Origin of the sequence: Phenylobacterium parvum (genome assembly GCF_003150835.1) — a bacterium.
GTDB classification, from domain to species: Bacteria; Pseudomonadota; Alphaproteobacteria; order Caulobacterales; family Caulobacteraceae; genus Phenylobacterium; species Phenylobacterium parvum.
In genome coordinates this window covers 2,333,323-2,359,676 of the sequence record NZ_CP029479.1, presented here as the reverse complement: position 1 = coordinate 2,359,676, position 26,354 = coordinate 2,333,323, and the positions used below count along the sequence as shown (strand labels likewise).

Genomic DNA, 26,354 nt, shown 5'->3' with positions numbered 1-26,354 from the left:
GTTCGGGAAGCCGCCAAGGGGCGCGTGGAGATCAGGGGGCCGTCATGGATGAAGCCGAGGAGGTCCGGCGCGGCCGGGGCGCCGCCCTTGAGCCGGCGCTGAAGGAGGATCTCGAGCTCTTCTCGGTGGGCGACCTTGAGGAACGCATCGCCCTTCTGGAGGGTGAGATCGACCGCTGCAGGGCCCAGATCGGGCGCAAGGCCGCCGGTCGCGAGGCGGCGGACGCCCTGTTCCGGAAGCCCGGCGGCTAAAGCCCCCCTTGCCGACCCGGCGGAAAGCCGTCAGGCAGGACTGGCGAGAACGCGAATCGTCAGGCCCCGGGGAGTCCCGGGAAGGAGCCAGGGATGAACTCGGGAGCACGACCGGCGCTCGCCCCCAGGGCCGGGGTCGTCCTTGACCAGGCCGCCGCCGAGCTGTTCGAGCGCACCTACCGCGAGGGCATGGACCTGGTGGGCGAGGCGTCCGCCTATCTTGACGGCGCCGGCCGCCTCGAGGCCCGCCGCCTGAGCCGCGAGGCGGCCTCGGATTACGCCGCCGAAAGCATGCGCCTGACGACCCGCCTGATGCAGGTCGCCTCCTGGCTGCTGGTCCAGAAATCGGTCCGGGATGGCGAGACCCCGGCGGAGATCGCCGCCGAGCCCCGATACCGGCTGGGCGCCCACACGCCGGTGCGCCTGTCGCCTCGCCTGCCCGAGGCCCTGGCCAACCTCTCGCGCAGGGTCGACCGCCTCTTCGAGAGGGTCAGCCGGATGGACCGGCAGATGTACGTGGAGGTGGAGGCCCCGGCCAACCCGGTGGCCTCCCAGCTGGACCGGCTGAGGTCCGCCTTCGCAGGCTGAAGCCTACTTGCGGGTGAAGCCGCCGAACTTGGCGTTGAACCGCGACACGCGACCGCCGCGGTCCAGCAGCTGCTGGTTTCCGCCCGTCCAGGCCGGATGGGTCTTGGGATCGATGTCCAGGTTGAGGGTCGCGCCCTCCTTCCCGTAGGTCGAGCGCGTCTGGTAGCTGGAGCCGTCGGTCATCACCACGGTGATGAAGTGATAGTCGGGATGGGTGTCTTGTTTCATCTCGGGAGCATCCGACGTAAAGGAGCGGCCAGTTTTGAGTCCGCCGCCCGCCGGCCAGCCGGGGAGCGGAAAGCGCGCCTTCTACAGCAAAGGGCGCCGGTAGAGCAAGGGCGTGGTCCTGATGTCCGACAGTTCCGTAGAATCTCCGGTGGATGGCCGCCCCAGCGCGGGCGGCGCCCTGGCCCAGGACATGGAGGCGGCGGCCGAGCGCCGGAGCTCGACCCGTAACCTCAAGGCCCTTTCGACCCTCTGGCCCATCCTGAAAGCCCACGGGTTCGAGACCTTCATCGCCTGCCTGCTCATGGTGGCGACCTCGGCGACCACCCTGGGCATGAGCGGCGCCATCCGCCTGCTGGTGGAGCACCTGACCTCGCAACGCAGCTCGGCCTCGGTGGACCCCTGGTTCTGGCTCCTGGGCGGGGTGGCCGTCGCCCTCGGCCTGTTCACGGCCCTTCGCTATTACTGGGTGACGCGCCTGGGCGAGCGGATCGTCGCGGACCTCCGCAAAAACGTCTACGGCCACATCCTGACCCTCGACCCCGCCTTCTTCATGGCCACCCGGACCGGCGAGGTCCTGTCGCGCCTGACCACCGACATCCAGATCATCGAGAACCTGCTGGCGACCTCGGCCTCGATCTTCCTGCGCAACATCCTGATCCTGATCGGCGCCCTGGCCCTCATGCTGCTGGTCAGCCCCAAGCTGACCTTGCTCGTGCTGCTGATCATCCCGGTCGTGGTCGTGCCCCTCTTCCTCTTCGCCCGCCCGCTCCGAAACCTGACCACGGCCACCCAGGACGAGTTCGCCCGGGCCGTGGGCCACGCGGGCGAGACGCTGGACGCCCTGGAGACGGTCCAGGCCTTCGGTCGCGAGCAGGCCGCTTCCGAGCGCTTCGGCGCGGCGGTGGAGCGTTCATTCCGCACCTCGCTTCGCCGGATGTCCGCCCGGGCGGTGATGACGGCGGCGGCCATCGTGCTGGTCTTCGGCGGGGTCGTGGCGGTCTTCTGGCTGGGCGTCCACGCCGGCCAGAGGGGGGAACTGACCTGGGGCGCCCTGTTCCAGTTCGCCTTCCTCTCGGTTTTCGCCGCCAGCTCCGTCGGCGCCCTCGGCGAGATGTGGGGCGATGTCCAGAAGGCGGCCGGGGCCATGGAGCGGATCGCCGAGCTCCTGTCCGCCCGGCCCGGGATCGCCCCGCCGGCCGATCCCCAGAAGCTGCCCGGCCGGGGCGAGATCCGCTTCGAGGAGGTGGTCTTCGCCTATCCCGGCCGTGAGGCGAACCCGGCCCTGAAGGGCCTGACCCTCACCGTGGCCCCCGGTGAGCGCGTCGCCCTCGTGGGCCCCTCAGGCGCGGGGAAAAGCACCGTCTTCCGCCTGCTCCTGCGGTTCTACGATCCGTCTTCCGGCGTCGTTCGGATCGACGGGGTGGACCTGCGCCAGGCCGACCCCCGGGACATCCGCGCCCAGGCCGCCCTGGTGGCCCAGGACAGCCCGCTCTTCTCCGGCTCGGCTGCCGAGAACATCGCCTTCGGTCGGGACGGGGCCAGCGAGGCGGACGTGCGCGCCGCGGCCCGCGCCGCCCAGGCGGAAACCTTCATCGAGGCCCTTCCCGAAGGATTCGGCTCTGCCCTCGGCGAACGGGCGAGGGGACTTTCAGGCGGCCAGAGGCAGCGCCTTGCCATCGCCCGCGCCCTGGTGCGCCAGGCGCCTATCCTTCTGCTGGACGAAGCGACCAGCGCCCTGGACGCCGAGAACGAGAAGCTGGTCCAGGAGGCCCTGGACGAGGCCATGCGCGGCCGGACCACCCTGGTGATCGCCCACCGGCTGGCCACGGTGCTCAAGGCCGACCGCATCGTCGTGATGGATGAGGGCCGGGTCGTGGAGACCGGCTCCCACGCTGAACTGACGGCTCGGGGCGGTCTTTACGCCCGGCTGGCGGCCCTGCAGTTCACAGACGGCGCCGACTGAGGCCTCAGCCCCCGCGCGCCGCCACGGCCAGGTCGGGGAAATCGCTGAACAGGCCGTCGACCCCGGCGGCGTAGAGGGCCTTCAGGAGGGCGGCGACGTCGCCCCGGTCGCCAGGCGCGGCCCCCCGCTGCAGGGCCTGCGGCAGGAAGGCGTTCTCGGCCCGCACAGTCCAGGGAAAGACCTTCAGGCCAGCCGCATGGGCGTCGGTCACCAGGGCGGTCGGCCCGGCCAGGGCGCCGACGGCGTCCACCTTCAGGACCTGGCGCCATTCCGGCCCCACGGCCTGGGCGTAGCCGGCGATGGACTTCAGGCCCGCCGCGGTCACCATGTCGGCGTAGCGCACGCCGGGCAGGTCGGCGGGGCCGCCCTCGGCCGAGACCAGCTGGACGCGGGTCGCCCGGGACAGGGTCGCCAGGGTCTTCAGGGGACCGACCTCGAAGCACTGGACCAGGACCGGCGCAGCCGCGTCATCCAGGCCTTCGGCCTTCAGGGCGGCGGCCATGATCAGTTCGAAGGCCATGCCCAGCCTGCGGAAGTGGGCCGGGTGCTTCATCTCGGGGCAGAGGCCGATGGTCCGCCCGAGGCGCGCCGATTCCCGCCGGGCGAGGGCCGCCACCTCGGCGAAGGTCAGCACGCCGTCCTCGCCATCGTGGCGGGCGCTGTCGGGGCGTAACTGCGGCAGGCGCTCGCGGGCGCGCAGGGTCTTCAGCTCGGCCAGGGTGAAGTCCTCGGTGAACCAGCCCTCGACGCGCTCGCCGTCGACGTCCCGGACCGTCTTGCGGGCCGCGAACTCAGGACGGGAGGCCACGTCGGTGGCGCCGCCGATCTCGTTCTCGTGGCGGGCCACCAGGGCCCCGTCCTTCGTCAGGACCAGGTCCGGCTCGATGACGTCGGCGCCCTGGGCGATGGCCAGGAGGTAGGCGGAGGCGGTGTGCTCCGGCCGGTAGCCGCTGGCGCCGCGATGGGCGACCACCTGCGGGCGGGGCGCGGCGGAGGAGGGGCGGGCGGAGGCCATGACGGCTCCTGCGGCGGCGAGGCCGACGCCGAAGGCGCGGCGGGAGGGGGCGAGGGGGCGCATGTCCCGGAACTAACGCAGGGGCGTGACGGTTTCGTCAAGCTGGCCGCCAGGCCCGGCCCAGGTCGGCTCAGGCCGCGGCGCGCAGGCGCTCGAGGATCAGCGGATGCAGGTCCAGGTTGGCCGCGCAGACGCTGCCGGCGGCCAGGATATCGTCGCCCCCCTCGGCGGTGGTGACCTTTCCGCCCGCCTCGGTGACGAGGAGCAGGCCCGCCGCCAGGTCCCAGGGGCTCAGGTCGCGTTCCCAGAATCCGTCCATCCGGCCGGCGGCCACCCAGGCCAGGTCGAGGGCCGCGGCGCCGAAACGGCGGACCCCGGCGACGCGCTGGCTGACCTGGTGCAGCTCCTTCAGGAACCGGGCGTGCTGGCCATGGCCCAGGAAGGGGATGCCCGTCGCCAGGACGGACTCGTCGAGGCGCTGGCGCACGGCGACCCGCAGGCGGCGGTCATTGACGAAGGCGCCCTTGCCCTTCTCGGCCCAGAAAAGCTCGTTGCTCACGGGGTTGTAGGTGACGGCCGCCACGACCGCCCCCTCGCGCTGGAGGGCGATGTTGATGGCGAAGTGCGGGATGGCGTGCAGGAAGTTGGTCGTGCCGTCCAGCGGATCGACGATCCAGGTGTGGGTCTTGTCGGTGCCCTCGACCATGCCCCGCTCCTCGCCCAGGAAGCCGTATCCGGGCCGGGCCTTGGTCAGGCTCTCGAACAGGGACTGCTCGGCCTTGATGTCGGCGGCGGAGACAAAGTCCGCGGCGCCCTTGCGGGAGACCTGGAGTTCGGCGAGCTCGCCGAAGTCGCGGTTGAGGCCCCGGGCCGCCTTGCGGGCGGCGTCGGACATGACCTTGAGGAGTGCGGAAGGGGTCGACATGGGGCGCGGACCCTAGTGGTCCGGGCCCCTCAAGGCAAGGCGGCGCCGGCCCGGTCCGCCAGGCCAGCGGCGATGGCCGCGTTCAGGGCCTTCACGGCCGCGGCCTCGCCGGCGGGATGGCTCCACACCCCCGCCGAGACCGCCAGGAAGTCCGCCCCCGCCGCGGCCAGGCCCCGGGCGTTCTCCGGCGTGATCCCGCCAATGGCGACGCAGGGGGTCTCCATGGTCTCCTGCCAGACCGACAGGATCTCGGGCTCCGCCCGGGTCGGGGCGTCCTTGGTCGTGGTGGGGAAGAAGGCGCCGAAGGCCACGTAGTCTGCGCCCTGCTCTGCGGCCTCCATGGCCAGGTGCCGGCTGTCGTGGCAGGTGACCCCGACGATCCGGTCCCGGCCCATCAGGCGACGGGCCTGGGCGTAGGGCGCGTCGGACTGGCCCACATGAACGCCGTCACAGTCCAGCCGGGCGGCCAGGGCGGGATCGTCGTTCAGGATCAGGGCCGCGTCGTGGGCGCGGACGACAGGGCCGAGCACCCGGATCGCCTCGGTGATCTCGGCCTCTGAAGCGTCCTTGAGCCGGACCTGGACGGCGGCGACGTCGCCTGCCGAAAGGGCCGCCTCGAGGCGGACAGCAAAAGCGGCGGGATCCTCCAGCCGGGGCGGTGTGATGAGATAGAGGCGGCAGGCGGGCGGAGGCATGGGTCCCTCTTAGCGCGCCGTCGCCGGGCGCCCAAGGCCCCTGTCGGGAATGGGTTGGGCCGGGCCGCCGGCAATGCTAAGGCCCCGCACGATGTTCCTCCTCACCGACGATCTGGAGTCCCTCCGACGGGACCTCGACGCCGCCGACAGCGCCACTGCGGTCCTGCAGGCCCGGTGTGAGGCCCTCGGCCTGCCGGGCGGGCCGAGGGTCCTGGCCCGGATCGAGGCCGCCGACCTGTCGCCGGACGCCGAGGTGCGACGCCGGCTGGGGGCGCCCGAGGACGAGGTCCTGGCCTGCCGCCATGTGCGGCTGGTCTGGGGTGAGCGCCTCCTCTCCCGCGCCGTCAACTGGTACAGGCCGGCCCGCCTGACCCCCGAAATGCGCCGGCGCCTGGACGAGACCGACGAGCCCTTCGGGGTTGTCGCGCGCCCGCTCGACTATCGCCGGGTCCGGCTGGAGACGCGGATCCTCGAGACGGACGGGCGGCCTTCGGCCCTTCATTGCCGTGCTGTGCTGGTCACGCCGGATGGCGAGCCCCTGGCCCTGGTCGACGAGACCTATCCCGGCGCCTGAGGTCGGCTCAGGCCGCTTTCGGCAGGGCGCCGGCGAGGTTTGCGGGGGCCGGGACGGCCTGCGTCTGGCGGCGCTCGCGCACGGGGCGCGGCGGCAGGTCCAGCTCTTCCGGCGTCAGCAGGAAGCCGAAGCGTCGGGCGGCGGCCCCCACCTCGACCCGCGAGCCGAGGAGCGAGATGGCCGGCGCCGCCAGCAGGGGCAGCACGATCGGCAGGAAGACCAGGGTCAGGTCCGGGCGCGCCAGGAGGGCGGCGGCGAAGACCACCCCGGCGCGGACCTCCCAGGCGTGGGCGGCGAAGGCCTCTGACCAGGTCATGCGCCCGGCCTCGCGCTGCTGGGGCCGCCAGCCGGAGTCCCGTCCGGAGAAGATCTCGATCAGCATCCGCGTGTGGCTGACCATCATGATGGGCGCCATGACCATGGACATGACCATCTCGAGGGCCACGCCGGGCAGGATGAAGCCGGCGCCGCCAAAGGCCTCGCGGTCGCGCCGGCGCGCCAGAACCAGGAGGCTGCCGAACAGCTTGGGCCCGAACAGCAGGAACCAGGACAGCGCCGCCATCCACATCACGATCAGGCCGTCGTTGCGGGGCTCGACCAGGGTGCGCCAGCCATGAAGGGTGGACACCTCCAGCAGGCGCGGCTGGGTCTGGAACTGGATGACCAGCCCCGTCAGCAGGGCCAGGAACCAGAGGGGCGAGGCCAGGTAGGCCATGACCCCGATCAGCATCTGCAGCCGGCTCATGGGGTGCAGGCCCGGCGCGGTGAGAAACCTCAGGTGCTGCATGTTGCCCTGGCACCAGCGACGGTCGCGCGCCAGGAAGGCCTGCAGGCCGGGCGGGGCTTCCTCGTAGCTGCCGGACAGGGCGCCGGTCATGTGCACGGACCAGCCCTGGCGGCGGAGGTAGGCGGCCTCGACGGAGTCATGGCTCATGACATGCCCGCCCAGGGGCTTGCGGCCCGGCAGGACCGGCAGGCCGCAGGACTCGGCGAAGGCGCGGACCCGGACGATGGCGTTGTGCCCGAAGTAGGCCGACTCCGGCCCGGTCCACCAGGCGAGGCCGGTGGCGGCGACGCGGCCGTACAGGCGCACGCCGAACTGCTGGACGCGCTGGTAGAGGGTCTCGGCGTTGATGATGGCCGGGGTGGTCTGGATCAGGCCGGCCCGGGGCGTCCGCTCCATGGCGTCGACTAGGTGCAGCAGGGTCTCGCCCGACATCAGGCTGTCGGCATCGAGGATGACCATGTGCGGATAGGCGCCGCCGAACCGCTTGACCCAGTCGGCGATGTTGCCGGCCTTGCGCTCGGTGTTGGACTCCCGCCGGCGGTAATAGGTCCGGCAGGCCGAGGTCAGGCGGAACCGCTGGAAGGCGGACCATTCGGCCTCGGCGGCCTCGGGGCAGGTCGAGTCGGACAGGACGAAGAGGTCAAAGGCGCCCGCGGCGTCGAGTTCGGCCAGGCCCCGGTCCATCCGGGCCAGGCGGGCGAAGGCGGCGCCGGCGTCCTCATTGTACAGCGGCATGAGAAGGGCGGTGCGGACCTGCGGCCGGCGGGGGCGGTCGGGGAAGTCGAAGACGTCCCGGTCGCCGCGGACCAACTGGAGCACCAGGCCGGAGAAGGCGCTGCAGAACCAGCCCGAAAGCGGGATGATCAGGGCCGAGAACAGGCAAAGCGCGATGATCTCAAGGGCCGTGAAGCCGTCCTCGGCATAAATGCGCGCGGGGGTCAGGAAGGCAAAGAGGGCCAGGGCCAGGGTGGCCGCCAGCATGACCACCCGGCGAGGGACGAGACCGCTGGGGCCGGGAACCGGAGGCGGCGCGCCCTCCTCGGCAAGACCCTGGCGGGGCATGTCCAGGGGGGCTTCCTCGGGGAGCCATGCGCGCACGGGGGCTTCGCCGGTCCAGGCGGCGTCTGCGGACGCGCCGAACTCCCTGTTGCGAAGACCGTCCATAGTCCCGTGCCGCTCCCTCGTTCGACCCACTGTCGGTAGTGGATCACGAACGCGTTATGTTGCAGCGCCGCATATGCAATAACGGAAACGTGAACGCAAGCCTGTACACTCCGCAGGCGTTCCAGCACGCCGGGCGCCGGAATTCCGGGCGCCCTAGGCGGGCTCGACAGCGGAATCGGCCTTGGCGAGGGCCAGGAGTCGGCGCTCGAGGACGTAGGCGGCCACCCCGGTCCACCCCACCAGGACGATGGCGAAGCCCCTCTCCCACCAGCCGACATTGTCGTCGTTCACCAGGCCCTTGAAGATCAGGTGCTTGGTCAGGACCGTCAGGATGGCCATGACGACGAAGACGGCGAGCAGGAACACTCGCAGCCGTCCCATGCCCTCGATCTTCCTCAGCGCCCAGACCAGGGCGAGGGGTGCGATCTGGATGCCGAGTCCGAGGTTGATCGCCAGGTGCCGGGGATCCGGCCAGGGGTAGATGCTGGAGACCACCAGCCCCACACCGGCGAGGGCGAAGCAGAGGGCGATGACGGCGGCCGAGACCCGCGCGCCGCCCAGGGCCAGGACCGACAGGGCGAAGCCGATCCCGGCGATCCCGGCCCCGACGCCCGAGACCAGGACGCCGATGTTGAAGATGGCCGGATGGGGCGCCGCTTCGCCTCCCAGTTCGCTGATGTACTGGGTGGCGTGGTCGAACCCCGGCCAGGTCAGGGCCGCGATCCCCACGCTGACATAGGCCAGGATCGGGGCGGCGATCCCGATATGCAGCAGGAAGCGGCGGCGGCGGAACTGGCGCATCAGGTCTTCGCTCTCGGGCGCAGGCCCCAGAGGGGGCGCAGGAGGTCGATGCGCCGCACGATCTCGTAAACGGCGAAGCTGCCGCCCAGGGTGATGAGGACCAGCAGCCCCGCCTCGGCGCCGACCGGCAGGCCATGGGGTTTCAGGAGATGGGCGGCGATCACCAGCAGGGTCTGGTGGGCGAGATAACAGGGGAAGACGGCGTCGGTCAGGTAGCGCAGGGCCGGTCCGTCCGCGCTCCGCAGGTGACGGCTGCCAAAGCCGAGGACGGCGCAGATGGTGGCCCACTGGTAGACGGCGAACATCAGGTTGGCCGGCGCCGAGGGCGGCTGGTCTATCGGCTGGGACAGGACGATCAGGGCCGGCAGGCTGGCCGCGGCCACCGCCAGGGACGTCCACCGCATCCGCTCGAACCGTGTCCAGACGTCATCGCGAAGGGCCAGGAGGAAGCCCGTGAGGAAGACGCCCAGGGACATGGCGTGGTTGTAGGGATCGTCGGCGATGTGGTTTGTCAGGCCTGCCCAGGGAAAGACCAGGAGCCGGAGCAGCGCCAGGTAGACCATGGGAACCACGAGCAGGCGGCCGCCGGCCAGCAGCCGTCCCAGCGCGCCCTCAAGCCAGGCGAACCGGCGTGGCGAGGCCGCCAGGGCCAGGGCGGCCAGGCTGTAGACCGTGATGTAGAGGACGAACCAGACGTGGTTCAGGGGTATGCCGTCCCTCAGCCCCGGGAGGCTGAACTCCGAGAGCCACCAGGCGCCGAGCCCGCCCTGGAAACTGCCCTTCTCCACCGCCTCGATCCAGGACTGGGGCGGGACCAGGACCAGGACGCCGAACAGCAGGGGCGGGACCAGCCGCCTGAGCCTCTGCCCGAAGGCCTGGGCCGGGGGCGTCTTGCGGACCATGAACCGCAGGGCGACTCCCGAGACCATGAACAGCAGGGTGAGCCGCCAGGGATTGGTGACCAGGGCGGCCAGGCCCAGCGCCTCGATCGTGTGCGGACTGTGCACGTGCCAGTCCCACGGCGCATAGACCAGGCCGACATGATACAGGATCAGCACGCCAAAGGCGGCGATGCGGATCCAGTCGATGTCCGCGCGGCGCTGTGAGGGGGCCGGTGTCACGGACCCTCCTATGCGACGCCAGGGCCCCGCCTGTCCATGCCGACCTCTTGGGCGAGGCGAGGCGGCGGCCAGGGGCGTGGGCGCCCCAGGCCGGGCCTTGCCAGGCTTCCCCGTCGCCCCCAGGGTGAGCCGCGAAGACTCCGCAGCCGAGAACCCGCACCATGACCCTCCAGCTCAGGCAGATCGCCCTTGTCGCCGAGCGGCTCGAACCCGTCCTGCAGGACTTCGAGGCTGTCTTTGGCCTGGCCCGGTGCTTCGTTGACCCGGGGGTCGGCGTCTTCGGGCTCGAGAACACCCTCATGCCTGTGGGCCGCAACTTCTTCGAGGTGGTGGCGCCCGTGAAGCCCGGCACAGCGGGCGGGCGGTACCTGGAGCGCCGCAAGGGCGACGGTGGCTACATGGTCATCACCCAGACGGCGACCCTTGCCGAACTGGAGGATGTCCGACGCCAGGCGGGCGAGGCCGGGGTGCGGGTGGCCTGGGAGTCCTCGCGGCCGGGCTGGACCCTCATCCAGCTTCACCCCGGCGACCTCAGGACCACCTTCCTGGACGTCGAGTGGGACGCGGCGGGCGACCTTGCCGGACCCTGGCCGCCGGCGGGCGGAACGGGCTGGGAGGCCAGCGTGCGCCAGGACCTGGTCGTCGACTTCACCGCGGTCGAGCTCCAGGCCGACGATCCGGCGGGCGCCGCGCGGCTCTGGAGCGCCGTCACGGGCGCTCCGGTCCAGGTCGAGGCGGGCGTCCCCTGGGTCCGGCTCAACAATGCAGGCCTGCGCTTCGTCCCGGCCGCCGACGGTCGCGGCCCCGGTCTTTCGGCGGTGGACCTGAAGGTTCGCGATCCCGCACAGATCGTCGCCCGCGCCCGGGCGCGCGGCCTGCCCGCCATCGAGGACCGTGTCGAAGTCTGCGGCGTGCGCTTCCACCTCACGAGGGCCTGAGCACCGTCCCCGACGGATTTTCCTGCGGAAAGCGTTGGCTCAGGGTCCGACCGCGCCTATCTCCGCCCGGTCCGCGACTGGACAGCCGGGACTTCCCCAACGTGCCAAACCGACTTCTCGCGGCCCTCGCGGCGCCCGCCTTCGCCGTCGTCGCCTCCGGCCCCGCCCTTGCGGCTCCGCCGAAGGCCGAAGAGGCCGTGGTCGATGAACTCGTGGTCGAGGCTCCGGCGGACCGGGCTGGAGCCGCGATGGGCGATATCCGGCCCGAGCTCAGGATCGACGAGGCGGAAATCCAGTCCTACGGCGTCAGCAACGTCGCCGAACTGGTCGCCCAGCTGGCGCCCCAGACCCAGTCCGGCCGGGGCCGCAGCCGCGGCGGCATGCCGGTGGTCCTGCTCAATGGCGCGCGGATCTCGGGCTTTGCCGAGCTTCGCGACCTCCCGTCCGAGGCCATCCTCAGGGTCGATGTCCTGCCCGAGGAGGCGGCCCTCAAGTACGGCTATCCCGCCGACCAGAGGGTGCTGAACTTCGTGACCCGCAAGACCTTCAGGGCGGTGACCTCCGAGATCGACATCGAGGCCGCCACCGCCGGCGGGACCGTGACCCGGGAGGTCGAGGCGGGCGTCTTCCGGATTGACGGGGATCGCCGCACCCAGCTCCGGGTCGACTGGACCGACACCTCGGCCGTCACCGAGGATGAACGGGATATCCCGCAGGATGGGTCCGCCGCCCTCTTCACTGCGGAGGGGCTGTTCCGCGGAGGCGGACCCGGCGGCGAGATCGACCCGGCCCTCAGCGCCCAGGCCGGAAGCTTCGTCACGATCGCCGGCCTGCCCCCGGTCGCCGCCAGCCGGCCACCCACCCTGTCCGAGGTCGCCGCCCTGGCCGGACAGGTCCCCGGGCAGGGCGAGGGCGCCTTCCGCACCCTGACGCCTGAGACCCGGAAGCTGAGCGTGAACGGCGTCCTGGCGCGCAGCCTGCCCTCTGGGACGACGGCGACGGTCAACGCCGTCCTCAATCTCGGCGGATCCGAGTCCCTACAAGGCCGCCCGTCCTATGCCCTGGCCGTACCGTCGACGAGCCCCTGGTCGCCCTTCTCCGGGACGACAGACCTCCTGCGACGGGACGCTTCGCGCGGCGCCGTCCGCCAGACCTCGGAGGACTGGAGCGCCCGCCTGGGCTTTGGCCTGAATGGCGCCCGAAGCGGCTGGCGCACCTCCCTGACCGGCGGCCTGGACCTTTCGGACGCCGTGGGCCGCACCGACGGGGGCGTGAACGCGGCTCTGGCCCAGGCGCGTCTCTCCGCCGGAGATCCGGCCTTCAATCCGTATGCGCCGGGGCCCGGCGATCTCTCCGTCTTCGAGGCCGACCGAACCCGCTCGCGCAACGCGGGCGCCGAAGTCCAGGGGCTGGCGGCCGGGGCCCTGGCGGAGCTGCCGGCCGGCCCGCTCTTCCTGTCGGCGCGCGCCGGCGCCTCCGGCGCCTGGCTGAAGTCGCGCTCGGTGCGGCGCGGCGTCGAGCGCGAGGTCGACCTGTCGCGGACCGGCGTCAGCGGCCAGGCCAGCCTGGATGTCCCCCTGCTGCGACGCGACGTGGAGGGCTGGGGCCGGTTGGGCGACCTGTCCGTAAACTTCAACCTGCAGGGCGAGACGCTCTCCGACGCCGGCAACCTGGGCGCATGGGGCGGCGGGGTGAACTGGTCGCCCGTGGACCGCCTGACCTTCCTGGCCTCCTTCAGCCGGGACCAGTCGCCGCCGACCCTGGTCCAGCTGGGGGCGCCCCGCACCGTGACCAGCGGGGTCCGTGTTTTTGACTATGTCCGCGGCGAGACGGTGGAGGTGGTCCAGGTCTCCGGGGGCGATCCCACCCTGAGCAGCGACCAGCGGGACTCCACGCGCCTGGGGATCAACTGGAAGCCCTTTGCGGCCCGCGAGCTCAACCTCTCGGTCAGCTACACCGTGAATGAGGCGCAGGATCCGGCCTCCGCCCTGCCGGCGGCGACGGCGGAGGTGCAGGCGGCCTTTCCCGAGAAGTTCCTGCGGGACGCGAGCGGCCGCCTGGCGGTGGTCGACGTCCGGCCGGTCAACTTCCTGCGCAGCGAGCGTGAGGAGATCCGCTGGGGCTTCAACTGGTTCGGCGGCCAGGGGCCCGCCCAGGGACCCGCCTCGGGCCGTCCCGGCGGGGGACCGCCGCGCGGCCCGGGCGGACCGCCTCCCGGGGCGGGCGGCGGCGGCCGGCCAATGGCCATGATGGGCGGTCCCGGCATGGGCGGGCCGCCGGGTCGGAACGGCTGGCAGGTGTCGATCTATCACACGGCGGCCCTCACCGACCGGATCGTGGTGCGCCAGGGCGGGCCGGTCTTTGACCTCCTGGACGGATCGGCCGCCGGCGCCCGGGGCGGCTCGCCGGCCCACACCGTGGAGCTACAGTCGGGGATTTTCCGGCAGGGGCGCGGCGCCCGCCTGACCGCGTCCTGGAGATCCGGCTCGACGGTCCGGGGCGAGACCCCCGGCGGGGACCTCGTCTTCTCAGACCTGGCGACGGTGGACATCCGCCTGTTCGACACCTTTTCCGGCTCGCCGGACCTGGTGCGGCGCTGGCCCTTCCTGAAGGGCGCCCGGGTGACCCTGGCGGTGGACAACGTCTTCGACGCCCGCCTTGAGGTCCGCGACGCACAGGGCCTGGTTCCGGCGGGGTACGCCCGGGATGTCCTCGATCCCGTGGGCCGCGTGGTCGAGGTGAGCTTCCGCAAGGTGTTCTGAGGGGTTGCGCCCGGCGACGGGCTGGACTTCCCTAGGCCCAAAGCCTCCGGGAGGACGCCGCCATGACAGACCCATCGGTCCCGCGCCCCCCCGTGCGCGCCGAACACGCCGCCTTCGCCGCCCAGGTCTTGGCCGCCCAGGACGTGCTCGACGCCTTCATGACGTCCTGGAACGCCCGGGACGCCGACGGCGTCCGGGCCAGCTTCAACTTCCCGCACGTGCGTTTCGCCTCGGGGAAGGTCCGGGTCATGTCGCCCGAGGACGTCAATGACCGCATGTACGCAGGTCGTTCCCTAACGGAATGGGGCCGGTCGGCCTGGCTCCGGCGCGAGGTGATCCACGCCGGCGCCGACAAGGTCCAGTTCGACACCCGCTTCGCCCGTTTCCGGCCGGACGGCAGCCAGATCAGCGCCTTTGACTCCATCTACATCGTGACCCTCCAGGACGGCCGCTGGGGCGTCCAGGGCCGGTCCAGCTATGCGCCCTGAACCTGGAGCGTCCGCATGAAAGCCGCCAGCTACCCGCTTGCCCGCCAGCAGGACTTCACCTCCCGGGTCAATGGCAGGGCCTACCGGCTGAGGATCGCCACGCCCTTCGGGCCGCCGCCGGCGTCAGGATATCCGGTGGTCTATGTCCTGGACGGCGACGGCTATTTCGGGACCTTCGCCGACGCCGCCCGCCTGCGCGCCGCCGCCGGCATGGAGATCCCGCACGCCGTGGTGGTGGGCGTGGGCTATCCCGCCGAGGACTTTACCGGCGCCCTTGGCCGGCGCTTCCTGGACCTGACCCCCACCGAGCCGGACGCGGCGGAGAAGGCCAACCACAGCTTCGCCTCGGGCGAGCTCCGCTATGCCGGGGCCGACGACTTCCTCGAGATCCTGACCGGGGAGGTGCGCCCCCGCGTCGCCGGGGTCCTGCCCGTCGACCCGGCGCGGGAGGCCGTGTTCGGCCACTCCCTCGGCGGCCTCTTCGTCCTCTACAGCCTGTTCCGCCGGCCCGAGGCCTTCTCGGCCTGGCTGTCCCTCAGCCCCTCCATCTGGTGGGACAACCGGACGGTCCTGAAGGGCGAGGCGGGGTTCACCGCCGCCCTGCCGGCCCTGGCCCGGCCGCCGAAGCTGTTCGTCGGGGTCGGCGGCCTGGAGCAACCCGAGGGCTCCCCCGCCCGAATGGTCGACAACGCGGTCGAGCTGTCGGCCCGGTTCAGCGCCCTGTCGGGGCCGCCGGGCTGGCGCTTCGCCTCGCGGGTCTTCGACGGCGAGACCCATACCGGCGTCGTCTGGCCGGCCATCAATCCCCTGCTCGACTTCGCCCTCAAGGACGCCTGAGGCGCCCCCGCAACCCAAACCCGACGGAGCCCCCACCGTGTCCGACACCTTCCGCGCCCTGCGCGCCCACAAGACCGACGCCGGTATCGAGACCCGGCTGGAGACCCTGACCGACGCCGACCTGATGGACGGCGACGTGACGGTCCGGGTCGAGGCCTCGACAATCAACTTCAAGGACGGCCTGGCCCTGACCGGCCGCTCGCCCATCCTGCGCACCTTTCCCCTGATCCCCGGCATCGACTTCGCCGGCGTGGTCGAGGCCTCGAGCCACGCCGGGTTCGCCCCGGGCGACCGGGTCGTCCTGAACGGCTGGGGCGTGGGCGAGACCTGGCACGGCGGCTACGCCCAGAGGGCGCGGGTCAAGGGCGACTGGCTGGTCCGCCTGCCGGACAGCCTTTCCACCGCCCGGGCCATGGCCATCGGGACGGCGGGCTACACCGCCATGCTCTGCGTCATGGCCCTGGAGCGCCAGGGGGTGGCGCCGGGGTCCGGCGACATCCTGGTCACCGGCGCCGCAGGCGGGGTGGGCGGCGTCGCCATCACCCTGCTGTCGGGCCTGGGACACCGGGTGGTGGCCTCGTCCCGCCGGGCGGAAGCCGAGGGCGCCTACCTGCGCGGGCTCGGCGCGGCGGAGGTGATCGACGCCGCCGAATTCTCCGGCCCCGCCCGCCCCATCGGCAAGGAGCGCTGGGCCGGCGTGGTGGACTCTGTGGGCAGCCACACCCTGGCGACCGCCATCTCCCAGACCCGTTACGGCGGCGCGGTGGCCGCCTGCGGCATGGCCCAGGGCCTGGACCTGCCCGGCTCGGTGGCCCCCTTCATCCTGCGCAGCGTGGTCCTGGCGGGGGTCGACAGCGTGATGCGGCCGACGCCGGACCGGATCGAGGCCTGGCGGCGGCTTGGAACCGACCTGGACCTCGCCCGCTTGGACGCCATGACCGAGGTGGCGGGCCTGTCCGACCTGCCCCGCCTCGCCGCCGAGATCCTTGAGGGCAAGGTCCGCGGCCGCGTGGTGATCGATCCCTCGACCTAGCGGATGGCCTTAAGGCTGCCGCCCTGGCCGCCGTGCGGCGAGGAGCAGCAGGCCGGCGAAGATGCCCAGGTTCTTGATGAAGTTCTGCATCTCGTGCTGCGGGTCGCCGCCGGGGTAGTCGTTCCAGAAGTCGTGCATGAAGAGGTTGATCACCAGGGTCAGGCCGGCGAGCAGGAAGGCGGCGGTGCGCGTGTTCCAGTTCGCCATCAGCGCCAGTCCGCCGCCGACCTGAAGGGGGATGGTCAGCAGCAGCAGCGGCAGGGCGAACGGCACCCCGTGGAGCTTCATGTAGGCCAGCGTTCCGGCGAACCCGCCGACCTTCATCAGGCCGGGAACCACGAAGTAGAGCCCCAAGAGGACGCGCCCGGCGACGTCCATGGGCAGGCTGAGCCTGTCGAGCAGCGGGTCCAACGGGTTTTTCATGGAAGCTCCGGGTGGGGGGTGAAGGTCAGGGGCCGGGCGCCTTGCCGGACTCAGAGGAGGGCGCCCGCCGCCAGGCCTGCGACGGCCCCGGCGGTCAGGATCAGGCGAAGGCGCGGATACCAGCCGGGAAGTCCTTGCGAGCGCAGGTCCCAAAGAAGGTGCAGGACAAGGGCGCCCGCCAGGCCCGCCAGCTGGAGGCCGGCGTGTCCCGGCGGCAGCAGGGCCAGCGCCCAGGCGGCGACGCTGGGCGCCATGCTCAGGGCGATGAGGCGCGGGTCCGGGGCCGCCGAGGCGACCTCCTGGCCCCAGCGCGCGCCGCCCAGGAAGGAAAGGATCACCGCCGCATAGAGGCCGAGGGCCCGGTCACAACCAGCCGACAGTTCGGGTGCGGCCAGGGACAGCCCGGGAAGGCCCAGGAAGGGGATGAGGCCGGCGAGGCCCCAGGCCAGAACGGGGCGGGGGATGGGTTTCGCCCCGCCCGAGGGATCGCCCGAGGTCATCCTGCCGCCTCCCGACGCGTGTCCAGGGCCCGGTCTTGTCCCGGGATCGCCTTCGTTGCAAGCCCGTCCCGGATCTGGCCCGCATCAGGTCCAGAGGCGGTTGCGGATCCGCCGGCCTGGCGGCAGGGCCGGCTGGACAGGCCGCGCGAGGACCTCCGCCCCGGGGCCCAGGCGCTCCAGCACCCCTGCGCGCTCCGTGGTCCCGAGGGCGGCGAAGGCGGCCTGGAGGTCCGCCAGGCACTGCACCCGGTAGGGCGAGACGGGCAGGCGCCAGTCCACGCCCCCGCGATGGAAGCGGACGCGCTTCAGGCCCCGGGCCGCCGCCTGGGCGTTGGCGTCCATTTCCGCAAGGTGATCGCGCACCGCCAGCCGCAGCAGGGGATCGAGGTCGGCGGGCGCGGTCTCCGGCAGGGGGGCTGCGGCGATCCCCTCCGGGCGGGTGTTCCAGAGCCGGGCGGTCCAGGCCAGGACCGACGGCGCCCGCTCGCGCATGAGGTCCGAAGGCGTGGGATCGCTGGCGAAATGCCTGAACATGGGCCCGAAGAGGCCGAAATCGGCCGCCACCGGACGGCTCCCGAACAGGAAGGGCCGCCGGGCGAGGAGGGGCTCAAGGGTGTCCAGCATCTCGAGGTAGAGCCCCGCCACCGAGGGAGCCGTCGTCCGGGTGACCCCGTCCTGGCGCAGGTAGACCGTCTGCTGGCGGCGGCGCACGACGGCCGCCTTCAGGGCCAGGGGAAGAGGAAGGTCCCGCATCAGGGTGGCGGCGATGCGGCGGCCCATCAGCTGGGCGTCATCGGTGAAGGCCCAGCGATAGTAGAGGGCCGGCCGCCAGAGCCATTCGTCGAAGGCGTCTTCCAGGAAAAGGCTGAGGAAGGCGGCGAGGGGGTCCGCCGGTTGCAGGGCCGGGCCGGCCGCCTCGGCCTCCAGCCGGCGCAGGATGGCGGTGGTGTCGGTCAGCCAGGTCCCGTCCGGCGAACGCAGGGCCGGCATCTGCGCGACACCCGTGGCCCGTGCGCAGGCGCGGAAGCCGGCCATATCCATCTCGACGAACCGGAAGGGCAGCCCCCGGACGCGGAGCCAGGCCTCGAGCTTGCCCGTGAAGTAGGAAAGCTTCAGGCCATGAAGCTCCCAGGTCCCGCCACTCACACCCGCCCGCCGCGCCGGCGGCTCCAGCGCCAGGCGAGGAATCCGCCACCGCCGAGCAGAAGGGCCAGGACCGCCGCCGCCGAAGCCAGGACGGGCATCTGCCGGGCCATGGCGTTGGCGGCCAATTGCTTCTGGGTCGAATAGCCCGGGGGCAGGGGCGCCACCCCGACCCGCGCCTCGTAGGCGGCGTAATCGGCCAGCATGGCCTTGAGCCTCTCGGGCTCGGCGGCCGACAGGTCGCGGGTCTCACCCGGATCGCGGGTCACGTCGTAGAGTCTCCAGCGACCATCGCCCAGTGGCGCCATGTCGCGGACGATCTTGTAGTCGCCCCGGTAGAGGGCGGCGTTGCCGGACACCTCGACGCCCAGCGGGCTGTCCGCACCTCGGACCGGTCCCGGCTCGCCCTGCAGGACCGCCCGCAGGCTGACCCCGTCCATGGCCGGCGCCTCCGGAGTCGCACGGGCGCCCCCAAACTCCGCCAGGGTCGGGGTGACGTCGGTCACGAAGGTCAGGCCGTCAATGCGCCTGCCGGGCGCCACCCCAGGTCCGGAGACGATGAGGGGTGCGCGGATCCCGCCCTCTGACACATAGAACTTGTAGCGTCGCCCGGGCGCAGCCAGGGCCTCGGCCCACTCCCGCCCGATGTAGTTCAGGCTGCCGGGACCGCCCAGGCCTTCAAGCCTCCAGCTGTAGCCGTGGGTCCGCATCCACAGCCCCATGCCCGTCTGGTGGACCGGGTCGCTGGGCTCGGGGCCGTTGTCGGAGGTCACGACGAACAGGGTGTTGTCCAGTTCGCCCCGGGCCTCCAGGCGGGACATGAGCCGGCCAACGGCCGCGTCGGCGGCCTCCAGCATGCCGGCGTAGACCTCCATGGACCGGGCCGAGATGCGCCGTTCCTCGGGCGTCAGAGAGGTCCAGTCCCGGGCGTCGGGTGAGAAGCCATCGGTCGCCGCCCCTTCGGGCAGGAGGCCCAGCTGGCGGGCCCGCCCGGACCGGGCCTCGCGCAGGGCCGCCCAGCCCGCATCGAACCGACCGCGATAGCCGTCTGTGTAACGGGCGGGCGCCTGGACGGGGATGTGGACCGCCTGCAGGGCCAGGTAGGCGAAGAAGGGCTCCCGGCCCGCGGGCGCCTCGTCAATGTAGCGGGTCAGCCGGTCCACCAGCAGGTCCGAGGAATAGAAGGAGCCCGGCATCCGTGCGGGCCGGCCATCCTCGTACCAGGGCGCCTCGGTGTAGTAGGGCATGTAGGGCTTGGGCGCCCAGTTGTCCGCGCCGGAGGCGTCGAGGGCGAGGGAGCGGTCAAAGCCCTGGCCATCGGGCAGTTCGCCGGGCCCGTGACCCAGGTGCCACTTGCCGGCCATCAGGGTCCGGTAGCCCTCGGCCCGCAGGCGCTCGGCGATGGTCAGGACCTCGGGCTCGATGCGCAGGCGGTATCCCGGCCGGTTCCGCATGTCGGGCGGCAGGATCTCCTCGATGGTCGCCGCCCCCGCCCGGTGGTTGTCCAGGCCGGTCAGCAGCATGGCCCGCGAGGGGGTGCAGAGGGGCGAGGTGCGGTAGCCTGTGAACATGGCGCCCTGCCGGGCCAGCCGGTCGATGTTCGGGGTGCGCGCCTCGCCGCCGTAGGCGCCCAGGTCCATCAGGGCGACGTCGTCAAACAGGATCACGACGATGTTGGGACGCGTCCGCCCGGGCGCCGGGGCCTCGCTCCGGGCGAAGGCCGGGGAGGTCATGGCGAGGGCGAGGGCGCCGATCGCCGCGCCCGCCGCCAGAAGTCGCTTCCGAGGAGTTTTCCCGACCGGCATGTCCCGTCTCCGCCCGTAAACTATTGGCACAAGGAGTGTCATGTGGCGCCGCCGAGGGCAAGACGTCCGGGCTTCAGGCCTCAGCGGTATCGGAAGATCGGGTCGTCGAGGTCCAGGTTCGGCAGCAGGTCCTTCTCGCTCCAGTAGTCCTGGGTGTGCCGCCATTCCGGCTTGTCCCCGGCCTTGGGCATGAGGTGGACGCCCCGCATCAGGTAGCCGGGATTGAACTCGGTCTCGTCGATCCAGGGGCCCAGCTTCATGTCCGCATCCTCGGGCCGCAGGGCCGGCTCGACGCGGCGCAGGCCCTTTTCGTCCATGTAGTGCAGGAGGCGGGTGACGAAGTCGCCCATCAGGTCGGCGCGCAGGGTCCAGCTGGCGCGGAAGTATCCGAACACCCAGGCCAGGTTCGGCAGGCCGGTGAACATCATGCCGCGATAGGTGACCGACTGGGACAGGTCGACGGGCCGGCCTTCCACCGAGAAGGCGATGTCGCCCAGGACGTTCAGGTTGAAGCCCGTGGCCGTGATGATGATGTCGGCCTCCAGCACCTTGCCGGACTTCAGGCGGATTCCCTCGGGGACGAAGCGGTCGATCTCGTCGGTCACGACCCCGGCCTTTCCGGCCTTCACGGCCTGGAAGAAGTCGCCGTTCGGCACGAAGGCGATGCGCTGGCGCCAGGGGTCGTAGCGCGGGGTGAAGTGCTCGGCGACATAGTCCTCCCCCAGCAGGCCGCGCAGCACGCCCAGCAGCTCCTCGCGCACTTCGGCGGGCTGTTCCAGGGCGCGCTTGGTCATCTGGGCGCCGGTCTTCAGCATCGCCCGGCGGACGATCTCATGGGTCCAGGCCGGGTCGATCTCCAGCTCGCGCAGGGTCTCGGCCAGCTCGTTCCGGTTCCGCCCGGGGGTGAAGTAGGTGGGCGAGCGCTGGAGCATGGTGACATGCCCCGCCGCCTCCGCCAGGGCCGGGATCAGGGTCGCCGCCGTGGCGCCCGAGCCGATGACGACGATGCGCTTGCCGGCGTAGTCCAGGTCCTCGGGCCAGGTCTGGGGGTGGACCAGGCGGCCGCGGTAATCGTCCATGCCCGGCCACTCGGGGGTGTAGCCCTCGCTGTGGCGGTAGTAGCCCTGGCACATCCAGAGGAAGCCGGCGGTCAGGCGGCTGCGCTGGCCGGTGTCGACGTCCTCCATTTCGACGGACCAGGCGCAGTCGGCCTCGGACCAGTCGGCGGTCAGCACCCGGGTGCGGTACCGGATGTGGCGGGCGATGTCGTTCTCGTCGATCACCTCGCCCATGTAGGCCAGGATCTCTTCCGCCGTGGCGATGGGCGGCCCGCGCCAGGCCTTGAACCGGTAGCCGAAGGTGTGGAGGTCGCTGTCGGAGCGCACGCCCGGGTACTTGTGGGTCCGCCAGGTGCCGCCGAAGTCGGCCTGGGTCTCGACAATGCGGAAGGTCTTGCCGGGCGACTGGGTCTGCAGGTGGTAGGCCGCGCCGATGCCGGAGATGCCCGCCCCGACGATGAGGACGTCGACACGGCCCGCCTCACCCCCGGGCCCGGACGGGTCGCGCGTGCGCTCTGAAAGGTTTCCGTCTGACATCCCGTCCATTCTCCCCAAGTCCCCGCCGGTCGTTTCCCGCCGTCGGCCCGTCTCCTCAATAAGCGCCCCGCCGCGGAGTGCAATGGGGGGCGCCCGCCGGCGACGGAACGCTCCCGCCCGGCCGTTTACAGGACAGAGGCGACCCATGATCCAGATCCGCTCCGTCCTTGTCCTGGCCTTCAGCGCCTGCCTGCTCGCCGCCTGTGGTGGCGGCGGCGGCGGAGGATCCGGTACGCCTACCGTGACCGCCAACCGCGCGCCGGTGGTCGCACGCCCCAACTCGGCCCAGGCCGCGACGGTCGGGACCGCCTTCAGCTACGACGCCAGCCAGGGCGGGACGACCTTCACGGATGCCGACGGCGACCCAATGACCTATGCGGTCAACCTGAGCGTCACGACTGTCGGCCTGTCGGTCTCTGGAACCACGGTCAGCGGGACCCCGCACACGGCCGGGACTGTCGCGGTCACCATCACCGCGAGCGACGGCCGCGGAGGCTCGGCCACCCAGACCTTCAACATCGTGGTGTCACCCGTCTCCCAGGCGGCCCTCGGCCGCCCGACCCTGCCCGTGGCCCTGCTGGCCTATTCGGACGCCGGGATCGGCCTCCCGGCGCACTACACCCGGACGGGTCCTGGAGCGCCAGCGGGAGCGGACAACACGCCCCAGAACAATCCGGTGACCAACGCCGGCGCCACCCTCGGGCGCGTGCTCTTCTACGACCGCCGACTCTCGCAGAACGACACCGTCGCCTGCGCCAGCTGCCACCAGCAGGCCAAGGGTTTCTCGGACTCCGCACGGCTGAGCGTCGGCTTCCGGGGCGGGACGACCACCCGCCACTCCATGGGCCTCAGCAATGCGCGCTACTACGCCCGGGGGCGGTTCTTCTGGGATGAACGGGCCGCGACCCTGGAAGACCAGGTGCTGACGCCCATCCAGGACACGACCGAGATGGGCATGACCCTGGCGGAACTCGAGGCCAAGCTGGCGGCGACGGACTTCTATCCCGCCCTGTTCCGGGACGCCTTCGGCACCACGGAGGTCACCCGCCAGCGTATCGCCCTGGCCCTGTCCCAGTTCGTGAGGGCCATGTCCTCCTACCGGGCGAAGTACGACCAGGCCTTCGTCAACGGCGTCCCCAACTTCCCCGCCGTCCTCACCGCCCAGGAGGAGCGGGGCCGCCAAGTCTACACCGGCGTGGGCCGGTGCGACGGCTGCCATGGGACAGACGCCCACATCAGCCCCAACATCTTCAACAACGGCCTGGATGCGACGGTCACCGACGCGGGCGCCGGCGGCGGGAGGTTCAAGTCGCCTTCTCTCCGGAACGTCGCCGTGCGGGGCCCCTACATGCACGATGGACGCTTCGCCACCCTGCGGGACGTGGTCGAGCATTACGACCACGGGGTCCAGGACAGCCCCAACCTGGCGCCCCAGCTGAGGGACAACGCCGGGGCCCCGAGGCGGCTCAACCTGAGCGAGGCTGACAAGCTGGCCCTGGTCGCCTTCCTCGGGACCCTGACGGACACCGCCCTGATCCAGGATCCGAAGTTCTCGAACCCCTTCTGATCGGGCCCTTCTGATCGGGACGGCCTCCGGGGCTCAGTACAGGACGCGCTCGACCTTCAGGCCGTCGCGGGCCAGCAGGTCCTGGACGCTGTCCTTGCCGGTCAGGTGGCCCGCGCCGACGGCGACGAAGACCGCGCCCGGGCTGTCCATGCGGGCCTTCAGGTCCTTCGCCCAGCGGGCGTTGCGCTCGGTCAGCAGGATGCGGGCGGTCTCGGGGGTCGACTTCATTTCCTCGTTCATGAGGCGGCCGGTCTCGTCGGCCTCGCCGCGCGTCCAGTGGTCGATAAGCCGCGTCATCATCGCAAGGCTCTCGTCGCGCCGGTAGGCGATGTCGCGGATTCCCCGCAGTTGCTCGGCCTCCGGCGTTGAGTCCAGCATGGAGAACTGCTGTTCGGGGGTCTCGAAGGCCGTGATCCGCTTGCCCGACTTCCGGGCCGCCTGGGTCAGCACCTCCTCCGATCCGCTCTTCGGGTCCATGCCGGCCTTCATGTACATCACCGCCGCCGCCTGGACGGAGATGAACCAGGGCTCGAGGGGCTCAAGCTGTCCTGCGGGCAGTCCAACCTCGTTCATCGCCTTGACGTAGGCCGCGTGGTCCTCCGGCGTGAGCTTCTGGGCCATGGTCCGGCCCTGCGGGTCGACGGCCAGCTTCATGATGAGGGGGGCGAGGCTGGCCGGGTCGTCCACGGGCAGGAGCTCCATCCTCAACTCGTCGGACGCGTTGAAGGCGTCGGCCACGGCCTCGTCGAACCAGGACAGGTCCTTGGGCAGGAAGTGGACGGTCCCGAAGAGGTAGATCGTGGTGTCGGCGTCGCGCACCACCCAGAGGGCGGGATCGGCGTCGCGGGGAGCGGCGAGGGCCGGCGTACAGGCGAGGCCCAGGGCGGCGGAGAGGGCGGCCGCGGAGGCGGCGAGGCGGCGGAACATCAGGAATCTCCGGGAAGAAGGGGAGGGATCAGCCCAGCCGCCGGCGCAGCTTGAGGCCGGCGTAGGCCAGGAGGGTGATGATGAAGGTGGCAAGGAGGACGGCCAGGACGTCGGGCGTCGGGGCAAGGCCGCGAGCCGCCGCCGAGTACCAGCCAACACCGATAAGAGTGTGGGCGTTCAGCCCCGCAAAGGCGGCCCAGAGGTTGTCCTGAACCTCGACCTCGTCGACGCCCTGCAGGTACCAGACGTTGATCACGACGGTCATGACGACAAGGGCGGCCATCATGGCCCAGAAGGCGAGAGGCGGAAGCTCGGCGCCAAAGCGTTTGTCTGCAACGCCAACCGCAACGCCAAAGAGGAGGCCGGCCCCCAGGGTCGTGATCCAGATGTTCCGGATTCGCCGGCTGCGCTGGCGCAGTCGCGCCTCGCCGGTCAGGACCTTGGGGGAGGGGGTTTCTGGTGAGGTCATGGTCGTTTGTCCTGTCATCTGGGGTCAGGCTTCGCCGCCGTCGAAGACCTGCTCGATGGGCAGGCTGAATTCGCGGGCGATGCGGAAGGCGAGGCTGAGGGAGGGGTCGTGCTTGCCGGTCTCTATGGCGTTGACCGCCTGGCGCGAGACATCGATGCGTCCCGCGAGCTCGGCCTGGCTCCAGCCCCGCTCGGCCCTCAGAAGTCTGAGTCGATTGTTCATGGCGTCCCGTGGTGTCAAGTTGCCCTGACAATATGTCAGCCTGACCTGACCATGTCAAGTCAACCTGACATTACGCTCCCAAGAGCTTGTAGCGACCGCTACACAAGCCTATCCTGTAGCAGTCGCTACAGGAGCCCAGGCATGATTTCCGACCTTTATCCCGTCCTGCCCGTTGTCGCCCTCTGCCTCTTCCTCGCCGCCATCGCGGCGCCGGTCTTCCTGCCCCGCCTGGCCGACCTGCCCGGCCGGCTCTGGCCCCTGCCGCTCGTCGCCTCGGTCCTGTTCTTCCTGTGGTCCCTGCACGCCCTCGCTGAGGGCGGCCTCGGGGGCGTCTGGGCCGAGCACGTCCGGAACGCCTGGGGCAACCAGGTCTGGTTCGACCTGCTCATGGCGGTCGGGCTGGCCTGGGTGCTGCTCCTGCCCCGCATCAAGCGCGCGGGCATGCGGCCCCTTCCCTGGCTCCTCGCGGTGGCGGCCACGGGGTGTATCGGCCTCTACCTGATGCTGGCCCGCTGCCTCTACCTGGAACAGCGCCGCTCCGGCGCCGCCTGACGCCGCTTCAGCGGCGGTCGGCCAGCCAGCTGAGGACGGTGCGGTTCACCAGGGCCTCGGCGTCGTGCTGCACGAAGTGGTCGGCGTCGGGGATCATGAGCAGGGTGGTGTCCCGGGCCACATGGTCCCAGGTCCCGGCGTGGCCGGCGGCGGACAGGGCCTTGTCCTTCATTCCGTGAATGACCAGCACCGGCGCCTGGACGGGCGGCGGTTCCCGGTCGACGACGGGGGCCGCCGCGCCGGCGCCGGAGGGATAGTTGGCCCGGTAGTAGTTCAGCATGCCCGCCAGGCTCGAGCGCCGGAAGGCCTCGACATAGCCGGCCCGTTCCGCCGGGTCCTTCACCCAGCCGGCCAGGCCCTCGGCGATCAGGTTCTTCTCGAAGCCCGGGGTCTGGAAGTTGCGTGCGTACTGGCTGTTCTCCTGCTGCTCGGCGTTGCCGGCCATCTCGCGGCCGAAGCCGGCGGGATGGGGGACGGACAGGATGACCAGCCGGTTGACCAGGTCGGGCCGGGTGATGGCCACCTGCCAGGCGATGGCGGCGCCCCAGTCGTGGCCGACCACCACGGCGTCCGTGGCGCCTTCCGCGGCGATGACTGCCGCGACGTCTCTCACCAGGTTGGGCATGGCGTAGGCCTCCACACCTTCCGGCTTGTCCGAGAGGTTGTATCCCCGCCCGTCGAGGGCCGCCGTGCGGTATCCCGCCGCCTGCAGGACGGCCATAAGGGGTTTCCAGGTGGCCCAGTAGTCGGGGAAGCCGTGGATCATCACCACCAGCGGCCCCTTGCCCGCGACCACATAGTGGATCCTGACTCCGCCGTTGTCGGCGTAGCGGTCTTGCGGGGCTGCGGCGGCGCGCCTGGCGCCGAGGGTGAGGGTGGTCAGGCCCGCCAGGGTGGCGAGGGCGGCCAGGCGGGGCCTGCGGGTCATGGGGACGCTCCGGCAAGGATGTCCGAAGACCGTAAGTCTGCCATCAGGGCCGG

27 protein-coding genes are annotated in these 26,354 nt (G+C 71.5%); 11 read left to right on the top strand and 16 right to left on the bottom strand.

The features are described 5' to 3' along the window. Positions 1 to 44: 44 nt before the first annotated feature. Complete coding sequence (locus HYN04_RS11075; RefSeq protein ID WP_110450811.1) at positions 45 to 251, top strand: DUF1192 domain-containing protein; 207 nt, start codon at positions 45 to 47, stop codon at positions 249 to 251. A 93-nt stretch (positions 252 to 344) separates the two neighbouring features. Next, positions 345 to 839, top strand: a complete 495-nt coding sequence (rcdA, locus tag HYN04_RS11070; RefSeq protein WP_110450810.1) for a protease adaptor protein RcdA — start codon at positions 345 to 347, stop codon at positions 837 to 839. A 3-nt stretch (positions 840 to 842) separates the two neighbouring features. On the opposite strand, the gene rpmE is transcribed toward rcdA, so the two are convergent. Then, positions 843 to 1,067: a 50S ribosomal protein L31 gene (gene rpmE, locus HYN04_RS11065; RefSeq protein ID WP_110450809.1), complete on the bottom strand. Its 225-nt coding sequence runs from the start codon at positions 1,065 to 1,067 to the stop codon at positions 843 to 845. Between the two features lie 121 nt (positions 1,068 to 1,188). On the opposite strand from rpmE, the gene HYN04_RS11060 reads away from it, so the two are divergent. After that, on the top strand, positions 1,189 to 3,030 hold the full coding sequence (locus HYN04_RS11060; protein WP_110451404.1) for an ABC transporter transmembrane domain-containing protein: 1,842 nt from the start codon (positions 1,189 to 1,191) through the stop codon (positions 3,028 to 3,030). Between the two features lie 4 nt (positions 3,031 to 3,034). On the opposite strand, the gene HYN04_RS11055 is transcribed toward HYN04_RS11060, so the two are convergent. The 3 genes from HYN04_RS11055 to thiE all read right to left on the bottom strand — a co-directional run bounded on the left by HYN04_RS11055 (position 3,035) and on the right by thiE (position 5,665). After that, positions 3,035 to 4,108, bottom strand: coding sequence for a glycerophosphodiester phosphodiesterase family protein (locus HYN04_RS11055; protein ID WP_110450808.1), 1,074 nt, complete (start codon positions 4,106 to 4,108; stop codon positions 3,035 to 3,037). 67 nt (positions 4,109 to 4,175) lie between these two features. Then, a complete protein-coding gene (locus tag HYN04_RS11050; protein ID WP_110450807.1) occupies positions 4,176 to 4,970 on the bottom strand; it encodes an inositol monophosphatase family protein in 795 nt (264 codons plus the stop codon). 29 nt (positions 4,971 to 4,999) lie between these two features. Beyond that, complete coding sequence (thiE, locus tag HYN04_RS11045; protein ID WP_110450806.1) at positions 5,000 to 5,665, bottom strand: thiamine phosphate synthase; 666 nt, start codon at positions 5,663 to 5,665, stop codon at positions 5,000 to 5,002. 91 nt (positions 5,666 to 5,756) lie between these two features. Here thiE and HYN04_RS11040 point away from each other — a divergent pair, with 91 nt between their 5' ends. Further along, a complete protein-coding gene (locus HYN04_RS11040; protein WP_110450805.1) occupies positions 5,757 to 6,239 on the top strand; it encodes a hypothetical protein in 483 nt (160 codons plus the stop codon). Between the two features lie 7 nt (positions 6,240 to 6,246). On the opposite strand, the gene mdoH is transcribed toward HYN04_RS11040, so the two are convergent. From mdoH to HYN04_RS11025, 3 genes are all read right to left on the bottom strand, one after another. Next, positions 6,247 to 8,190, bottom strand: a complete 1,944-nt coding sequence (gene mdoH, locus HYN04_RS11035) for a glucans biosynthesis glucosyltransferase MdoH (RefSeq protein ID WP_110450804.1) — start codon at positions 8,188 to 8,190, stop codon at positions 6,247 to 6,249. A 153-nt stretch (positions 8,191 to 8,343) separates the two neighbouring features. Continuing rightward, the gene (locus HYN04_RS11030; RefSeq protein WP_110450803.1) at positions 8,344 to 8,991 is read right to left on the bottom strand and encodes a DUF998 domain-containing protein; all 648 of its coding nucleotides are present in this window, start codon (positions 8,989 to 8,991) and stop codon (positions 8,344 to 8,346) included. Beyond that, the gene (locus HYN04_RS11025; RefSeq protein WP_162599632.1) at positions 8,991 to 10,112 is read right to left on the bottom strand and encodes an acyltransferase family protein; all 1,122 of its coding nucleotides are present in this window, start codon (positions 10,110 to 10,112) and stop codon (positions 8,991 to 8,993) included. The genes HYN04_RS11030 and HYN04_RS11025 overlap by 1 nt, the downstream gene beginning before the upstream one ends. A 161-nt stretch (positions 10,113 to 10,273) precedes the next feature. Between HYN04_RS11025 and HYN04_RS11020 the strand changes: the two genes are divergently transcribed. The 5 genes from HYN04_RS11020 to acuI all read left to right on the top strand — a co-directional run bounded on the left by HYN04_RS11020 (position 10,274) and on the right by acuI (position 16,170). Then, positions 10,274 to 11,050, top strand: coding sequence for a VOC family protein (locus HYN04_RS11020; RefSeq protein WP_110450801.1), 777 nt, complete (start codon positions 10,274 to 10,276; stop codon positions 11,048 to 11,050). Between the two features lie 101 nt (positions 11,051 to 11,151). Continuing rightward, positions 11,152 to 13,812 (top strand): TonB-dependent receptor, encoded by a 2,661-nt coding sequence (locus HYN04_RS13515; protein WP_162599631.1) that lies wholly within the window; start codon positions 11,152 to 11,154, stop codon positions 13,810 to 13,812. Between the two features lie 62 nt (positions 13,813 to 13,874). After that, a complete protein-coding gene (locus HYN04_RS11010) occupies positions 13,875 to 14,300 on the top strand; it encodes a hypothetical protein (RefSeq protein WP_110450800.1) in 426 nt (141 codons plus the stop codon). Between the two features lie 15 nt (positions 14,301 to 14,315). Further along, positions 14,316 to 15,137: an alpha/beta hydrolase gene (locus tag HYN04_RS11005; RefSeq protein WP_110450799.1), complete on the top strand. Its 822-nt coding sequence runs from the start codon at positions 14,316 to 14,318 to the stop codon at positions 15,135 to 15,137. Positions 15,138 to 15,174: 37 nt separating this feature from the next. Then, positions 15,175 to 16,170: an acrylyl-CoA reductase (NADPH) gene (gene acuI, locus HYN04_RS11000; protein ID WP_110450798.1), complete on the top strand. Its 996-nt coding sequence runs from the start codon at positions 15,175 to 15,177 to the stop codon at positions 16,168 to 16,170. 9 nt (positions 16,171 to 16,179) lie between these two features. On the opposite strand, the gene HYN04_RS10995 is transcribed toward acuI, so the two are convergent. The 5 genes from HYN04_RS10995 to HYN04_RS10975 form a co-directional block, all read right to left on the bottom strand. Further along, positions 16,180 to 16,593 (bottom strand): DoxX family protein, encoded by a 414-nt coding sequence (locus HYN04_RS10995; RefSeq protein WP_199285959.1) that lies wholly within the window; start codon positions 16,591 to 16,593, stop codon positions 16,180 to 16,182. A 50-nt stretch (positions 16,594 to 16,643) separates the two neighbouring features. Then, positions 16,644 to 17,093: a DUF3429 domain-containing protein gene (locus HYN04_RS10990; RefSeq protein ID WP_110450797.1), complete on the bottom strand. Its 450-nt coding sequence runs from the start codon at positions 17,091 to 17,093 to the stop codon at positions 16,644 to 16,646. A gap of 84 nt (positions 17,094 to 17,177) precedes the next feature. After that, the gene (locus HYN04_RS10985; RefSeq protein ID WP_110450796.1) at positions 17,178 to 18,239 is read right to left on the bottom strand and encodes a glutathione S-transferase family protein; all 1,062 of its coding nucleotides are present in this window, start codon (positions 18,237 to 18,239) and stop codon (positions 17,178 to 17,180) included. Next, positions 18,236 to 20,041 carry an arylsulfatase gene (locus HYN04_RS10980; RefSeq protein WP_199285958.1) on the bottom strand — a complete coding sequence of 602 codons (1,806 nt, stop codon included), beginning with the start codon at positions 20,039 to 20,041 and terminating at the stop codon, positions 18,236 to 18,238. Before HYN04_RS10980 ends, HYN04_RS10985 begins: the two co-directional genes overlap by 4 nt. A gap of 80 nt (positions 20,042 to 20,121) precedes the next feature. Further along, positions 20,122 to 21,636 (bottom strand): flavin-containing monooxygenase, encoded by a 1,515-nt coding sequence (locus HYN04_RS10975; RefSeq protein WP_110450795.1) that lies wholly within the window; start codon positions 21,634 to 21,636, stop codon positions 20,122 to 20,124. Between the two features lie 145 nt (positions 21,637 to 21,781). Between HYN04_RS10975 and HYN04_RS10970 the strand changes: the two genes are divergently transcribed. Beyond that, entirely contained in the window at positions 21,782 to 23,203 is a 1,422-nt protein-coding gene (locus HYN04_RS10970) for a cytochrome c peroxidase (protein ID WP_199285957.1), read from the top strand. Positions 23,204 to 23,236: 33 nt separating this feature from the next. Here the strand turns inward: HYN04_RS10970 and HYN04_RS10965 are convergent, their stop codons facing one another. Genes HYN04_RS10965 through HYN04_RS10955 form a run of 3 tightly spaced genes read right to left on the bottom strand, consistent with a single transcriptional unit; the run spans position 23,237 to position 24,821 of the window. Further along, positions 23,237 to 24,130, bottom strand: coding sequence for a TraB/GumN family protein (locus HYN04_RS10965; RefSeq protein ID WP_110450794.1), 894 nt, complete (start codon positions 24,128 to 24,130; stop codon positions 23,237 to 23,239). Positions 24,131 to 24,158: 28 nt separating this feature from the next. Then, complete coding sequence (locus HYN04_RS10960) at positions 24,159 to 24,599, bottom strand: hypothetical protein (protein ID WP_110450793.1); 441 nt, start codon at positions 24,597 to 24,599, stop codon at positions 24,159 to 24,161. A 24-nt stretch (positions 24,600 to 24,623) separates the two neighbouring features. After that, positions 24,624 to 24,821 (bottom strand): helix-turn-helix transcriptional regulator, encoded by a 198-nt coding sequence (locus HYN04_RS10955; RefSeq protein ID WP_110450792.1) that lies wholly within the window; start codon positions 24,819 to 24,821, stop codon positions 24,624 to 24,626. A gap of 141 nt (positions 24,822 to 24,962) precedes the next feature. Between HYN04_RS10955 and HYN04_RS10950 the strand changes: the two genes are divergently transcribed. Beyond that, on the top strand, positions 24,963 to 25,373 hold the full coding sequence (locus tag HYN04_RS10950; RefSeq protein ID WP_110450791.1) for a DUF2834 domain-containing protein: 411 nt from the start codon (positions 24,963 to 24,965) through the stop codon (positions 25,371 to 25,373). A gap of 7 nt (positions 25,374 to 25,380) precedes the next feature. Here the strand turns inward: HYN04_RS10950 and HYN04_RS10945 are convergent, their stop codons facing one another. Next, positions 25,381 to 26,301: an alpha/beta fold hydrolase gene (locus HYN04_RS10945; protein ID WP_110450790.1), complete on the bottom strand. Its 921-nt coding sequence runs from the start codon at positions 26,299 to 26,301 to the stop codon at positions 25,381 to 25,383. Positions 26,302 to 26,354: the final 53 nt, after the last annotated feature.